The organism is Actinoplanes rectilineatus (assembly GCF_000962825.1).
GTDB lineage: Bacteria > Actinomycetota > Actinomycetes > Mycobacteriales > Micromonosporaceae > Actinoplanes > Actinoplanes rectilineatus.
Map to the genome: position 1 here is coordinate 1 of NZ_JZKF01000030.1, position 14,304 is coordinate 14,304.

The following is a 14,304-nucleotide window of genomic DNA, read 5'->3' on the forward strand; positions in this document are numbered from 1 at the left end:
CTGGCAGCCCTCGGCAAAGCCACCTCGGACGCCGAACGACTCGACATCTTCGAAGCCGCCCTGAAAATGATCCGCACCGTGGCGGACCAGGACACCGCCGACAGCCTGGCCGGGATGACGTCCACCCTTGCCGGCGTCCGCCTGAGCAACGATAAAGTAGAAGAACTCTGGAGGAGAGCCATGGCCTTTGATCTGCGTGATTCCAGCGTCACCCTGAAGGCGTACAACGAAGGCGCCCGGGACGGCGCCCGGCGAGCAGCCGTGCGCCTTGTTCAGGGGCTCATCAGCTTCCGGTTCGACGACGACCCACGAGCCGCCGAGATCGCCGAACGACTGGTCGCGGAGAACCCGGACACCGCGAACAACCGGGCAGCCACCGCCAAGTCGATCGACGAACTGATCGCCTGACCAGATCCTCTGACAGCGCTGCCTTCCTCGCACGGCCCTGATGCCACCCGTCGTCGGCACGATACGGCCGACGACGGGCCTCCAGCGCTCGACGAGGAAGGCTCGTCAGCGGCCCAGGCAGGCGGTCAGGCCCGCCGGGAAGGTGCCACGCCACGAGGCGTAGTCGTGGCCGCCCGAGTACTCCCGATAGGTGACCGGGCGGCCCGCGGCGCGCAGGGCGTCGCGCATCCCCCGGCCGACCGTGAGCTGCGACGGTGCGCCGCCCGGACCGGGGATCGTCTCGTGGTCGCCGACGTCCAGGTAGAAGTCGACGTCGCCCGGCGGCATCCTGGGCACGTCGCGGATCAGGCGGCACGGGTCGCCCTCGGCCGGAGACGGCCACCAGAAGCTGCCGGACTGGGCGATCACCGCGGTGAACAGGTCGGGGCGGCGCAGGCCCAGGTAGGTCGCGACCAGGCCGCCCCGGGAGACGCCGGTGACCAGATTGTGGCCGGCCGGGGAGCCGACGCCGAACCGGGCGCGCGCCCACGGCAGGAGTTCCGCGGTGACGAACGCCTCGATCGGGTCGCCGGGGGTCAGGTCCCGGTCGCGGCGGTCGGTGAAGGTGTGCACGAACAGGGCGGCGACCGGCGGGATGCGCCCGGCGGCGATCAGGTTGTCCAGGACGGTCGGCGCCTTCAGCAGCGCCTGGCCCAGGTGGCCGTCGAAGACGACCAAGACCGGAAGATCGGCCGCGGGCACCCCGGCCGGGCGGTAGACCGTGATCGGGTGCTCACCGCCCAGCGCGGCGCTCGCCAGCATCGCCGTCGTGAGCTCACCCCGGCCGACGCCGGGCAGCACACCCGACCACGGTTGCACGGGCGCCTGCGGCAACTCCAGCAGCGACGCCCAGCAGTCGTGGTCGGCGGGGTCCAGCGGGTCAGCGGGCATGTGCAGGCGGCGCGGGTTGGCGACGTCGATGTGGGTGGGCCCGGCACCACCGGGACCGGACGGCATGGTTTCGGTGCCGTGGTGGCGGAAATAGTAGATCGTGCGCAGGTCGGCCGGGAACACGTGCGAGCCGACCCACAGATCGGTACCGGGCAAACGGGACAACGGCACGTCGATGTTCCACCACGCGCGGGTGCTCCGGGCCTCGCCCCGCCAGAGGAAGGTGACCAGGACGTTGCCGTCGTCACGGGGCTCGACCAGTGGCGTGCCGGCGGCGGTTGCCGCCGACCAGAATCGGTCTACGGCCGCCGGGTTCGGATCGGCCATCAGGGTGCTGAGCACGAACGCGTCCCCTTCTCCGGGCGAGACTGGGGAAACCTCGCGTGATCGGGTCGCGACGTAGAGTTTCAGGATCACTCTCGGACAGTCAAGGTCTTCGTTGGCATATGCTCCCGCCTTGATCCGCACCGGCGACCGATCCGTGTCCATGGGCGCGTTCCCCTCAACGACGTCGGGAGTTGTCACATGGCCGTCTCGGTATTCGACCTGTTCTCCGTCGGCATCGGGCCCTCCAGCTCGCACACCGTCGGGCCGATGCACGCGGCCCGCATGTTCAGCCGGCATCTGACCGGAATGCCCGGCCTGCGCACGGTGCGGGCCGAACTGTTCGGCTCGCTGGGCGCCACCGGCCACGGGCACGGCACCCCCAAGGCGGTGCTGCTCGGCCTGGAAGGATCCGACCCGGAGACCGTGGACGTCGGCACCGCCGACGAACGGGCCGCCCGGATCCACGAAGCCGGGACACTACTGCTGCCCGGCGGCGACCGGACCAGCGTCGACCTGGTGCTGCACCGCCGGCGCTCGCTGCCCGGCCACCCCAACGGCATGATCTTCACGGCTCTCGGTGACGACGGCGACGAGCTGCTCCGCAAGACCTACTTCTCGGTCGGCGGCGGCTTCGTGGTGGATGAGACCTCCTCCGGGGTACGCGCGGACGACACGTCCCTGCCCTACCCGTTCTTCTCAGGCGCCGAACTGCTGGCACTCACCCAGGTGACCGGGCTGTCGATCTCCCGCCTGATGCTGGCCAACGAGACCGCGTGGCGCTGCCCCGACCAGATCCGCGACGGCCTGCTGAAGATCTGGTCGGTGATGCGCGACTGCGTGGACGCCGGACTGGACGCCGAAGGGGTGCTACCCGGCGGGCTGAAAGTCCGTCGCCGGGCCGCCTCCACGGCACGCCAGCTGCGGGCGGCCGGCGATCCCGGCCCGCTGGCCATGGAGTGGCTCACGGCGTACGCGATGGCGGTGAACGAGGAGAACGCGGCGGGAGGCCGGGTCGTCACCGCGCCCACCAACGGCGCGGCCGGGATCATCCCCGCCGTGCTGCGGTACTACACCGACTTCGTGCCGGGCGCCTCCGACGAGGGCGTCGTCCGGTTCCTGCTGACCGCCGGAGCGATCGGCATGCTGTTCAAGGAGAACGCGTCGATCTCCGGCGCCGAAGTGGGCTGCCAGGGCGAGGTCGGATCGGCGTGCGCGATGGCCGCCGCCGGGCTGGCCGAAGTACTCGGCGGCACCCCGGAACAGGTGGAGAACGCGGCCGAGATCGGCATGGAACACAACCTGGGCCTGACCTGCGACCCGGTCGGCGGCCTGGTGCAGATCCCGTGCATCGAACGCAACGGCATGGCTGCCGTGAAAGCGGTGACCGCGGCCCGGATGGCACTGCGCGGCGACGGCCGGCACCACGTGTCCCTCGACAAGGTAATCAAGACCATGAAGGAGACCGGCGCCGACATGAAGGTCAAGTACAAGGAGACCGCGCGCGGAGGGCTGGCCGTCAACGTCATCGAATGTTGATCGGCTTTCGTTGAACCGTTCCCTGAATTCGCCTGTAGACCGGGGTGACAGCCGTCATCACCCCGGGGAGGCGTACCGCGATGCGCGACATCGACGCGGCCGAGGAATGGCTCGACGCCTGGGAAGCCGGGGTCGACGCACGGGCGGCCCTCGCCGCCGAACTGGCACAACGGGTGTCCGGGGTGAGCGCCCGGGCCCGCAGCGCCGACGGAACCGTCTCGGTGACCGTCGGCGCCAACGGGCAGATCGAAGACCTGCACCTCGACGACCCGCGACTCGCCCGGCAGATCCTGGCCGTCATGCGGATCGCCCAGCACCGCCTCAACCAGCAGGTCGCCGACGAGGTGCGGTCCACGGTGGGCGGCGACTCGGCCACCGGGCAGGCGGTGCTGGACGCCTTCGCCCGCCGATACCCCGACCCCGATGTCCGCTGAGTACGTGCGGCTGCCCGTCCCGGCGGTGACAGCCCACGCGGAAGCGGTGGACGACGCCGGGCAGGCCATCCTCGAGGCCCGGTCGGCGGTGGCGTCGGTGGCGCTGGGCGGTGACGCGTACGGGCAGCTGTGCCGGTTCCTGCCGACGGTCCTCGGGGTGGTGTTCGAGGCGGCGGCGGTCGCGATGGCGGGCAGCGCGGAATCGTTGCAGGAGACCGCGTACGGGCTGCGCGGCGCCGTATCCTCGCTGGTCTCGACAGACGACCAGTCGGCTGCTTCGCTCGGCGAGTCGGCTCGGGACCTGAGATGACCGCGCCGGTTCCGCTCCTCGACGACGCGACGCTCATCGCGGACGGGATCCGGAACGGCAGCTGGGTCGACGTCTCCCTGGGCGGGCTCGGGGCATCGCTGGACGGGCTGTCCCTGGTGGTGGATCCGCTGGGGACGGTGGCGGCGTGGGGCGTGGCATGGTTGCTGGACCATGTCGAACCACTGCGGGAGACGCTGGACCGGCTCGCCGGGGACGCTCCGGCGGTGGCAGCGCAGGCCACGACCTGGCACTCGGTGGCCGCTTCGGTGGCGTCGACGCGGACGGCGTACGCGGACCGGGTCACCACGCAACTCGCCGAATGGCACGGGGCCTCGGCGGACGCGTACCGCCGGCACGCCGCGGAGAACCTGGCAGTGCTGGACGGCATCAGCGTCGCGAGCGGCGGCATCGGCGCAGCGGTCGAAGGGGCCGGCCTGGTCGTCGCCCTGGTCCGGGGCCTGGTCCGCGACCTGATCGCCGAGTTCGTCGCCACGCTGGCGGTCCGGTTGCCGACGTGGGCCGCGGCGGAGGGCCTCACCCTGGGCGCGGCCACACCGTTCGTGGTCAGCCGGGTGGCCGCCCTGGTCTCGGAGTGGGCCGGCCGCATCCGCCGCCTGGTCCAGTCTCTGCTGGACAGCCTGCGCCACCTGACATCCCGGATCACCGGCCTCGAGAAGATCCTCGACCAGCTCCGTATGAAGGCCGACGACCTCTCCCGCTCCGCCGACACCCCCGCCGGAACCAGCGGAGGCGGTACGGCCTTCACCCCACCGTCGATGCCGCCCGGCCCGGGCCGCCGCCCCCGCGGCGACCGGACAGAGGCGCACCCGACCAAGGACACACATCGTGGTCTACGGAGGGAGAACGAATCGGCGGACGTCCTCGTCCAGCACGGTTATGACGTGGAACAGAACCCGCCGACCAAGGCCAACGGCACGAATCCCGACTATCGGATCGAGGGCGAGTACTTCGACTGCTACGCGCCGACGAGCGGCAACGCGGACAAGATCAGGAACAAGCTGAGTGAGAAGGTCTCCGAGGGTCAGGCGTCCCGCCTCGTCCTCAATCTGACGGACACCTCCCGCACGATGGAGGAGGTGGCCGCCGTCCTGCGCCGTAAACCGATCACCGGCCTCGAGGAGATACTGGTCGTCAAAGACGGCCGGGTCACCCGTTTCTATCCCTTCACGGAGTGAGAGTTCGATGGCACTCGAGTTCGACCTGCAGAGCGACGCCGAGGTCGGTTCGGCGGAACTACGTGCGCTGATCGCCGAGTCGATCGGTGGTGCGCCGGACGATGAGGGCCGGGCTGTTCTCCGCGCCGGGTTGCGGGTGATGGCCCGTCGTGTGGAGCCCGGCGATCGGGACGAGACGACCGCGCTGTTCGGCTTCGAGCATCGCGTGACGGCGACTTTCCGCTTCGCCAATCTCGCCACCGAAGACACACGTGCGGAGAACACCGTCCTGATGCTGGCCAGCGTCGTCGCGATTCACGAGCGGTTCAGTGACAGCGGCGTGCTGCTCCACAACGGAGAGTTCGCCGTTGCCCGGTGGACGCCCGGCGAACTCGTCTTCACCGATCGGTGGCGGGAGTGGTTCGACACCGACCGGGTCCGGGATCTGGTGACCGGGCACGGTGTGCGGGAGTTGGCACAGCCGCTTCTGTGAGTGGGTCTCTTCCCGAGGCTGATGACCCGAGGGTGATCGGCGAGCACTGCCGGCGGTCGTGGGGTGGTCGTCCTTTCGGGGAGGGTGTGCATAGCGCCGGGAGCCGGTGGGTAGAGATAGTTCGTCAACGATTCCACTGGGGAGGAAATACTGATGAGCCAGCTGACGAACAGCCGTCGCAGCACCGTTTCCGCCGCCCGCGTGTGCACCATTATCGCGTTTGTCTTCGCCGCGGTCGCGGTGTTCCTCGCGCCGGTCCTGTTCGGGCTGGCCGCACTGGTGCTCGGCCTGGTGGCCGGGTTCCTCGGTGACAAGCCGATGGGCTGGTACGCCGCGGCCGCCGGTGTCGCCGGCGGTGTGCTCGGCACCGTTCTCGCAATGATCGTTCTCAACGCGTAAATTCACCTTCCCGGGAACGGCGCCGACATTCTGTCAGCGCCGTTCCGGCGTCCAGCGCGCCACCCGCCGCGGACGTTTCCCGTCATGAGCGGCGCCGCCGGGCCGCCGGGATCCCACCACGGTGGTGCGGCGCCACCAGCGGCAGTCGCGGATGCCCACCCAGTGACACAGGTAGGCGCGCGCCACCGTGAACGGGTTGCCGGTGGCGGGCCATTCCGGGTGCAATGTCGCCCGGATCGCCGTGTACCAGCGGTAGGACATCCGGGAGTAGCCGTATTCGTTCGGGTGGTGCCGGTCGTAGAGGCTCACCCCGTCGACGCCGGAGTGGTCCACCACGTGGACGCGGGGGCCCTTTCCCGCCACGATGCCGGGGATCAGGTCGTTGAAGCGCCGGTTGGACGGGGATTCGGCGGGCACCCCGGTGGCGATGATCTTGCCGACGTAGAGGTGCGCGGCGGGCACCGTCCAGCGGATCTGGTCGATCAGGGCGGACAGTTTCGCCGCGGCCACCCCGGGCGCCTCGCGGCGGGTGATGTCGTTGGTGCCCATGTGCAGCAGGATCACGTCGGGGCGGTAGGTGGCGAGCCACGTGTCGGCCTGGACGGCGAGTTGGTCGATGGTCCAGCCGCCGTGCCCCTCGTGGTTGCGGTCCGCCGCGAAGCCGTCGGTCTGCGAGCCGACGAAGTCCACCGGCTGACCCGCGGCGGCGAACCGTTGCTGCAGGTCACGACGGTATCCGTCGCGGGCCGGGTCACCGACGCCGGAGGTGATGCTGTCGCCGAGCGGCATGATCCGCAGTGGCACGGGCACACTCCGGATCCGGGCCCGGCGCGGTTTGAGGGTCCGGCGCGGCTTGACGGTCCGGCGCGGCTTGACGGTCCGGCGGGGTTTGACCGTTCGCGGCACGACGCGGTGCGGATTGCCGGGACTTTGCCGTACTTGTGGCTTTTTGGCCGGACGAGAGTGCCGAGTCGGGACGGGCGCCGCCAACGGAGCCGAAGTCCCAGAAGGCGGTGAAGAGGACGAATACGACAAGGGCGGGTCCGCGGCAGCCTCCGCCCCGGCGGGAACCGGGCGGCTGGACGGTGCCGCCGGGGACGGACGGACCAGGATCAGGGTCGGCGAACCCGCCGGCCGGGGCGGAACCGCCTCGGTCGTCACCTGCGGCTCGGAACAGGAACCGAGCAGCAACCCGGCCGCCACGAGGACGGTGCACACGCGCCGATGACCCATCTCGTGCACCCCGATCGGCGGGAAACGCGCGGGCTTGAGTCTTCCCGGACGGCGTCCCCGCGGGGCCACCGTCACCCGACCGGGTCACTGCAACATTCCTGCAAGGCCTAAAGCATTGACGCTCGCGGATGCACGATTTTATGGTCTGCCTATATTTCCAGGATGTTAACCCAGCAGACCTCACCCCGACCCGGGTGCGCGCATTCCCCCGGCGCGCCACGACATCCCCGGCACCACCTCGTGCGCGTTGTCGCGCACCCGGGTCACCGCCCCGCGAACGGGACTTCCACGACAGCTCGACGTCAGAGCACCAGAGGGCGGACTTCGCGGGCGGCGAAGCGTACGAAATCGTCGGGATTCTGATCGTCGGGAGTCGGCTGGAGAACCACCGTGCCGGCGCCCGCCGCCGCCCATCGCCGCACCTGTGACGCTATCGCGACGGCATCACCGCAGGCCGTCCGGTCGGTCACCGCCGGATATCCCCATCGGGCACATTCGATTTCCAACCGGGCCGCCGCATCGCTTCCGGTCGCCGCGTGGAGATAGACGATGATTTTGTACGCGCTGCGCCTCCCCTGGTTTCGTCGATAGGATTCCACGGTCTCGTGGACCTTTCGCACCTGCTCCGGAGTGGTCCCTCCGGTGAGGATCACACCGTCCGCCAGCTCCGCCGCCAGGCGCAGGGTCCGCGGCCCGCTCGCCCCGGCCAGGATCGGCACCGGAACGAGCGGCGGATGGTCGAGCCGCACGCCGTCGAGGTGCACATACCGGCCGGCCATCGTGACCGTCTCGCCGCCGAGCAGCCCGCGCAGGGCGGTGATCTGTTCGCGCAGCAGGGTGAGCGGCGAGTCGACCCGCACGCCGGCCTGGCCCATCCAGTCCTGCACGCCGTGCCCGACACCGGCGAGCAGCCGCCCGGGGAACATCCGGTGCAGGGTGGCGAGTTCCATCGCGGTCAGGGCCACGTTGCGCAGCGGCGCGGGCAGGATCCCGATGCCGATCCGCAGACGGCTCGTCGCGGCGAGGGCTGCGGCGGACGCCGCGATCCCGCCCTGCAGGAAGCAGTCCTCCCACAGCCAGAGTTCCTCGAGCCCGGCCTCGTCGGCGGTCCGGGCGATGCCCAGGAGACGCTCCGGTGGCAGGTGCGGCAGGAACACCGCGCCGAGCGTCGTCATGCGGCCGTCACCGGGTCGCCGGACTCCGGCGCCGCGACGCCGGTGGCGTATCCCGCGATCAGGGCCGCCGACGGTCGTCCCGCCACCGCGCCGGAACCGGGACGGCGGGGTGTCCGGGTGGTCACCGGCCCGGCGACGATGCGCCGGTAGAGCTGCTCCGGCGTCAGGTCGACGTACCACGGGGTGACCGGCGAGCGCTCGTAGCGTTCCATCCCGTAGAGGAAGACCAGCACGTACACCGCGCTCATGGTCAGGAACGCCGCCGACCAGCCCGCGATCACCAGGTGCTCCCCGCGGACCAGCCGGACCACCGCGTAGGCCAGCGCCGCCAGGTTGAGTGCCGCGAACCCGCGGTAGGCCAGCTTGAGCCGCAGGTCGGTGCGCCGGCTGGTCCGCTTGGCGGTCACCCCGAACTGCCGCTCCCCCACCAGCGCCGGAACCAGCGCGGCGATCATCGGCAGCGTGTCGGCGACGGCGAACGATTCGCTGTGCAGCATGTGGTAGTGCCCGCGACCGAATCGGACCACCGTCCACAGCGAGAACACGGTGAACGCCAGGAAGGCGAAACCGTAGACGGCGTACGGTCCGGTGACCGCCGCGACGCCGGTGGTCAGCGCCAGGACCGGGACCAGCAGGTAGATCAGCCGGTTGACGCCCTGGAAGTGGGCGACCATCGCGCTCAGGTAGTTGAGGCGCTGCCAGAGACTCAGGCCGCGGACCCGCAGCGGCGAGTCCGGGTGCCGCAGGAGCAGGTGCAGACTGCCGATCGCCCAGCGGCGGCGGGTGCCGTAGTACTCGCGCAGGTTCTCGACCTCCAGCCCGTACGCCAGCGGTCGCTGCAGGTAGATCGAGCGCCATCCGCGCGCGTGCAGGCGCAGTGAGGTGTGGATGTCCTCGGTGGAGGTGTCGACGGCGAAACCGCCGATCTGGTCGAGGGCGGCGCGGCGCAGCATGGCCGAGGTGCCGGTGAAGATGGCGCTGTTGGTGGTGTTCTTGGTGGGCTGCACGCCACCGTAGAACATCTGCTGCTCGTGCCAGCCGCCGTCGCGGAACGTGAACGACTCGGTGTTGTAGAACGACTGCGGTGACTGGACGACCGCGACCGACGGGTCGTCGAAGTAGGCGAGCGTCTGTTCGATGAACTCCGGCAGCGGAATGTGGTCGGCGTCGAGCGTGACCACGAACTCGGCGTCGGAGACGGTCAGGCCGTGGTTGAGGTTGCCGGCTTTCGCCCCCTCACTGGTGGCCCGCGGCAGGTAGCGGGCGCCGAGGCGCTCGGCCATCGCGTGGACTTCCGGGCGTACGCCGTCGTCGAGGACGATCACGTCGCGGACGCCACGGACCCGCAGGGCGCCGAACACGGTGGGTTCCAGGACGGTGAGCGGCTCGTTGACGGTCGGCACCAGGATGTCGACGGTCGCGGTGACCGTGGTGACGGCGCGTGGTTCGGGGTGGCTGCGGCGGCGCAGCGACAGGACGAACATCGTGGTGGTGAGCACGGCGAACATCTCGGCGGCCCAGGCCGGCGGGCCGTACCAGACGTCCCAGGCGACGACGGCGGTACGCCAGACGGCGAAGACCGGCACGACCGTCAGGTAGATCCAGAAGACGGCGCGGAGCAGCGGCGGGTCACGGTCGATGATCATGCGATGAGCTCCTTCAGAGCCGGATGCAGGGCTGGGCCGGCGGCCAGGACGCCGGCGGCGAGCGGGGTGACGACCGCGCCCGCCTCGGCGGCGATCAGCGCGCCGGCGGCGAAGTCCCAGGGGGCCAGGTCGTCCTCGTAATAGGCGTCGCAGCGGCCGGCGGCGAGCCAGCACAACTCCAGGGCGGCACTGCCGTGGCTGCGGAGGTCCCGGACCACGCCGAGGAGACCGGTCAGGATCGCCGCCTGCCGGGTGCGTCTCTCCGAGGTGTACGCGAATCCGGTCGCGATCAGTGCCCGGTCCCGTGGCACCGGGTCGTTGACGGTGAGCCTCTCGCCGTTGCGGAAGGCGCCGTGGCCGAGGCCCGCGGTGAACAGTTCGTCGCGGTACGGGTCGTGGACGGCGCCGGCGACGGTTCGCCAGGTGCCGTCGGTGTCGCGCTGCTGGCAGGCGACGCTGACGGTGACGTGCGGCAGGTCGTAGAGCAGGTTGGTGGTGCCGTCGACGGGGTCGATCACCCAGCGCAGACCGGAGCGGCTGTCCCGGTCGGCACCCTCTTCGCCGAGGATGCCGTCGTCCGGGCGTTCCATGGTGATCATTCCGGTGATCGTGGACTCCGCGGCGAGGTCGACGGCCGTGACCGGGTCGGTAGCCGTAGACTTCTGCCGGATCTGAACCACTTTCTCGGCATTTATAATGATCTTGCCGCCTGCGCGGGCCGCGGCCGCCGCCACGGCCGTCAACTCGTGGATCATGGGCGGGTCACCCGTCGCGCCTCGGCCAGTACCTTGTCCCGATAACGGGCGGGAAGCCGCGTGATCTCCTCGCCGATCGTCACCCCGTCGAGGCTGTGATCGTCATAGGGCAGCGCGAGCCCGACCAGCGGCAGCGTCTCATCCGCTTTTCTCGTGACATCAGCGCCGACGGTGAGCCGCCGGCCCTCCCGGGCGACCACGAACTCCCGCCCACCGATGACCTCACGGAAGTCGGTCGCCAGCTCGTTGGCCTCGAAGTCGCCGAACGCACACGCCAACTCGACGTCGTGGTCCGGCCATGTGCGCAGGAAGTACCGGTAGTTCGGCCCCTCGGTACGCCGGTTCGCGGCCACGTCGCGGACATGCGGGAGGTGCAGCCCGAAGAACCGCTCCCCCATCACGATCGGTGTCCCGACACGGGCCACCCGGTAGGCCCACTCGAGGTCTTCCACCCCGTACCCCGCGAAATGTTCGTCGAAGTCGACGGCCGCCGCGCGGGGCAGGGCGATCAACGCGGTCCACGCGAAGGACCACGGGATCACGTGCGGCGTCCGCATCCGTGGGTCCAGATCCCCCGGCCCGGTCTCCTGCAGATCCTCGAGGATCTTGCGGTGGTGCTCGTAGGGCCGCACGTCCACGCTCGACACGTCACCGGTGTTGTTGTCGTAGTCGACCATCTGCCCGACCAGGCACGCCGTCCCGTCATGGGCTTCGCGCAGGTCACGCAGGCAACCCGGCGGCAGGGCCATGTCCGCGTCCATCAGCACCACGGTCCGCCCGCTCGCCTGGCGCAGCGCCAGGTTCCGCGCCGCGGCGACCCGCCACGGCCCCGAGCCGCGCACGATGACCAGGTCGAGGCGGTCCCGGAACTCGCGGTGGATGCCGTCCATCTCGTCGTCGTCGAGCACCCCGAGGATCACCTCGACCTCGCCCGGGTCCCGCTGGTCGGCGAGCGCGGCCAGGGCGATCCGCAGATTCACACCCCTGCCGCGGTACGGGACGACGACGCTGATCCGGTCACTCATGACGTCCTCCGGGTGCCACGAGCACCTTGCAACTGGCCTGGTCGGCGGGGCCGAACACCCGCGCGTCGAGATCACAGCCCAGTGCCGCGAACCCGGTCCGGTAGTCCTCCAGCGGCACCACGTGACTGACCAGGCGCTCGGCCGGCACCCGCCCGCTGGTGATCAGGTGAAGCGCTTCGACGAACGACCCGTGCAGCGAGTCGATCGAGCCGATCACCGACAGGCTGCGGTCGGCGAGCAGCATCGTGTCGATCGCGGCGACCTTCTCCTTGAGGCCGATCGACATGTACGTGCCACCGTGCGCCATCTGCGGGAACAGTTCCTCCAGCAGGTGCGAGGTGGTGTCCACGACCACGTCGAGCGGCGCGTCCGGGTCGCCGAAGTGCTTGGCGCGGGCCTCGGCCAGCGACCCGTAGACGGCACTGCCGACCGGGAGCCGGTCCCGGGCGAACGCCAGCCGGGCCGGCGAGTGCTCGACGACCACCGGTGTCAGCCCGCGCAGCGACAGCACCCAGGTGTAGAGCAGGCCCAGAGGACCGGCGCCGATCACGAAGGTGTGCGCGGTCAGGCCCGGCGGCTGCAGCTTGCGCGCGCCCGCCACCACGCAGCTCAGCGGCTCGGTCAGGGCCGCGGCGCGCAGACTCACATGATCGGGTACGGGGTGGATGAAGCCGGACGTGGTGCGGAACCGGCCGGCGTACGCGCCGTCGTAGCTGACGCCGCTCTCGGTGCCGTGCTTGTTGACGCAGTGGTTGATGCGCTGGGTCCGGCACATCCGGCAGCGCCCGCAGTACGGCGTCGGGTTGATCACGACGCGGTCGCCGACGGCCAGCCCGGTGACCGCGTCACCGATCTCCGCGACGATGCCGCTGGCCTCGTGGCCGAGCGTGGTGCCGGGAACGGCCACCGGGTACGCCCCGGAGGCGATGCCCAGGTCGGTGCCGCAGATCCCGCAGTACGCGATCTCCACGACGACGTCGTCGTCGCCGGTGACGTGCAGATCCGGGACCTCGTCCAGAGTGACGTCCCAGGCGCCGCGGTACTTGAGTGCTTTCACAGCCGGGTCTCCTTCGCGGTGGCGAACAGGCGGGTCAGCAGGTCGTCCACCTCGGTGCGGGTGATGATCAGCGGTGGGCGGATCTTGACGGTGCGGCCGAAGCCGTAGCGGCTGCCGCGCAGCAGCAGGCCGTGCCGGCGACCGGCGGTGATGAACTCCTTGACGTCGACGCTGGTCGGCAGGTCGAACGCGGTCATCAGGCCGACACCGCGGACCCCGGTGATCGCCGGGAACGCCCGGGACAGGTCGTGCAGGCCGCGCAGCAGCGGGCCGGAGACCGCGGCGACGTTGTCCAGCACCCGGTGCCGCCGCAGGTAGCGAACCGTCTCCTCGAGGGCGACCAGTGCCAGCGGGTTCGCGCCGGAGGTGCTGGAGTGCTCCCACGGTTCGAGCACATCCAGTTCCGGGCGCATGAGCACGCCGGCAACCGGGATGCCGACACCGCCGGCACCCTTGGCGAACGTGATGATGTCCGGTTTCAGGTCGGCGGCGAACCCGGTGGACGCCAGGAACGAACCGGTCCGCCCGAATCCGGTCTGCACCTCGTCGGCGATGATCAGGATGCCGAGCTTGTCGCAGGTCTCCCGCAGGACACGGAAGTATCCGGGCGGCGGGATCACGTTGCCGCCGTTGCCGAGCACCGGCTCGATCATCAGGGCGGCGACCCGGCCGCTCGACGCGTACTCGGCGAAGTCCTCGATCCGGCGGGCGCACAGCATGCCGCAGGTCGCCGGGTCCTGCCGGTAGAAGCAGTTGCCGCAGTCCGGCGCCGGGATCTTCACCGAGGTGGCGAACGGCAGCGAGAATCCGCGCTGCCGGAAAGCGTTGCCGGAGATTCCGGTGGTGGCCACGCTCTGTCCATGATGCGACAGGAAGAGCGAGAACACATCGGTACGTCCGGTCGCTTTCTGGGCGATCCGGATGGCCGCCTCGTTGGCGCCGGATCCGGTGATGTCCCGGAACCAGAAGGCCCCGATATGGGATGGCAGGTCTGGTCGCATCAGTTCGAATATCGAAGCCGACTTGTCCCGGGTGAAATCGGACGAGAGATGGACGACCCGGTCGAGTTGGTCATGAAGTGCGTCGATGACCTCCCGGGCCGAGTAGCCGAGCGGGACGTTGAAGGTGCCGGATGCGCAGTCGAGCAGACGCTCACCGCGTACCTGCAGGTAGATCCCCTCTCCGGAGTACTCGGGCAGACCCGTCGCGGGCCTGTGGACGACGCTTGAGCTCATTGCCGGCCTTTCCTTCTCCGTTTTTCGGGCAGGGTGGAACGCCCGGTGACAACGTGAGTTTCGATGTCGTTCGCGGCGGCCCGCCAGCAATCACGAACGCTTCAGAAATGGGAGCGGTCCCATTCGGGGTGCGCCATCCACAGTGGTGCGCACCCGGAGGGATCGT

The 14,304-nt window shown here is 70.1% G+C and carries 15 protein-coding genes; 7 read left to right on the plus strand and 8 right to left on the minus strand.

Features of this window, described 5'->3' with window-relative positions; genetic code table 11:
- The coding region (locus tag WH85_RS51675) for a hypothetical protein (RefSeq protein WP_045743976.1) at positions 1–408 on the plus strand (408 nt) is incomplete at its 5' end.
- Between the two features lie 105 nt (positions 409–513).
- On the opposite strand, the gene WH85_RS22675 is transcribed toward WH85_RS51675, so the two are convergent.
- The gene (locus tag WH85_RS22675) at positions 514–1,680 is read right to left on the minus strand and encodes an alpha/beta hydrolase-fold protein (protein WP_245674053.1); all 1,167 of its coding nucleotides are present in this window, start codon (positions 1,678–1,680) and stop codon (positions 514–516) included.
- Between the two features lie 183 nt (positions 1,681–1,863).
- Here WH85_RS22675 and WH85_RS22680 point away from each other — a divergent pair, with 183 nt between their 5' ends.
- The 6 genes from WH85_RS22680 to WH85_RS22705 all read left to right on the plus strand — a co-directional run bounded on the left by WH85_RS22680 (position 1,864) and on the right by WH85_RS22705 (position 6,012).
- On the plus strand, positions 1,864–3,201 hold the full coding sequence (locus WH85_RS22680) for an L-serine ammonia-lyase (RefSeq protein ID WP_045743977.1): 1,338 nt from the start codon (positions 1,864–1,866) through the stop codon (positions 3,199–3,201).
- Between the two features lie 80 nt (positions 3,202–3,281).
- Positions 3,282–3,635 (plus strand): YbaB/EbfC family nucleoid-associated protein, encoded by a 354-nt coding sequence (locus WH85_RS22685; protein ID WP_052720693.1) that lies wholly within the window; start codon positions 3,282–3,284, stop codon positions 3,633–3,635.
- Positions 3,625–3,945 carry a hypothetical protein gene (locus WH85_RS22690; RefSeq protein WP_052720694.1) on the plus strand — a complete coding sequence of 107 codons (321 nt, stop codon included), beginning with the start codon at positions 3,625–3,627 and terminating at the stop codon, positions 3,943–3,945. Before WH85_RS22685 ends, WH85_RS22690 begins: the two co-directional genes overlap by 11 nt.
- Entirely contained in the window at positions 3,942–5,141 is a 1,200-nt protein-coding gene (locus WH85_RS47265; RefSeq protein ID WP_052720695.1) for a CdiA C-terminal domain-containing protein, read from the plus strand. Before WH85_RS22690 ends, WH85_RS47265 begins: the two co-directional genes overlap by 4 nt.
- 7 nt (positions 5,142–5,148) lie before the next feature.
- Positions 5,149–5,613, plus strand: coding sequence for a SitI3 family protein (locus WH85_RS22700; RefSeq protein ID WP_045743978.1), 465 nt, complete (start codon positions 5,149–5,151; stop codon positions 5,611–5,613).
- A gap of 153 nt (positions 5,614–5,766) precedes the next feature.
- Positions 5,767–6,012, plus strand: a complete 246-nt coding sequence (locus WH85_RS22705; RefSeq protein WP_045743979.1) for a hypothetical protein — start codon at positions 5,767–5,769, stop codon at positions 6,010–6,012.
- Between the two features lie 33 nt (positions 6,013–6,045).
- Here the strand turns inward: WH85_RS22705 and WH85_RS22710 are convergent, their stop codons facing one another.
- The 7 genes from WH85_RS22710 to WH85_RS22740 all read right to left on the minus strand — a co-directional run bounded on the left by WH85_RS22710 (position 6,046) and on the right by WH85_RS22740 (position 14,138).
- Entirely contained in the window at positions 6,046–6,918 is an 873-nt protein-coding gene (locus tag WH85_RS22710; protein ID WP_052720696.1) for an SGNH/GDSL hydrolase family protein, read from the minus strand.
- Positions 6,919–7,547: 629 nt separating this feature from the next.
- Positions 7,548–8,420, minus strand: coding sequence for an LLM class flavin-dependent oxidoreductase (locus tag WH85_RS22715; RefSeq protein WP_045743980.1), 873 nt, complete (start codon positions 8,418–8,420; stop codon positions 7,548–7,550).
- A complete protein-coding gene (locus WH85_RS47270) occupies positions 8,417–10,066 on the minus strand; it encodes a glycosyltransferase family 2 protein (protein ID WP_052720697.1) in 1,650 nt (549 codons plus the stop codon). The genes WH85_RS22715 and WH85_RS47270 overlap by 4 nt, the downstream gene beginning before the upstream one ends.
- The gene (locus tag WH85_RS22725) at positions 10,063–10,821 is read right to left on the minus strand and encodes an inositol monophosphatase family protein (protein WP_045743981.1); all 759 of its coding nucleotides are present in this window, start codon (positions 10,819–10,821) and stop codon (positions 10,063–10,065) included. Before WH85_RS22725 ends, WH85_RS47270 begins: the two co-directional genes overlap by 4 nt.
- The gene (locus tag WH85_RS22730; protein WP_045743982.1) at positions 10,818–11,846 is read right to left on the minus strand and encodes a glycosyltransferase family 2 protein; all 1,029 of its coding nucleotides are present in this window, start codon (positions 11,844–11,846) and stop codon (positions 10,818–10,820) included. The genes WH85_RS22725 and WH85_RS22730 overlap by 4 nt, the downstream gene beginning before the upstream one ends.
- A complete protein-coding gene (locus tag WH85_RS22735) occupies positions 11,839–12,903 on the minus strand; it encodes a zinc-dependent alcohol dehydrogenase (protein WP_045743983.1) in 1,065 nt (354 codons plus the stop codon). The genes WH85_RS22730 and WH85_RS22735 overlap by 8 nt, the downstream gene beginning before the upstream one ends.
- Positions 12,900–14,138, minus strand: coding sequence for an aspartate aminotransferase family protein (locus tag WH85_RS22740; RefSeq protein WP_045743984.1), 1,239 nt, complete (start codon positions 14,136–14,138; stop codon positions 12,900–12,902). The genes WH85_RS22735 and WH85_RS22740 overlap by 4 nt, the downstream gene beginning before the upstream one ends.
- Positions 14,139–14,304: the final 166 nt, after the last annotated feature.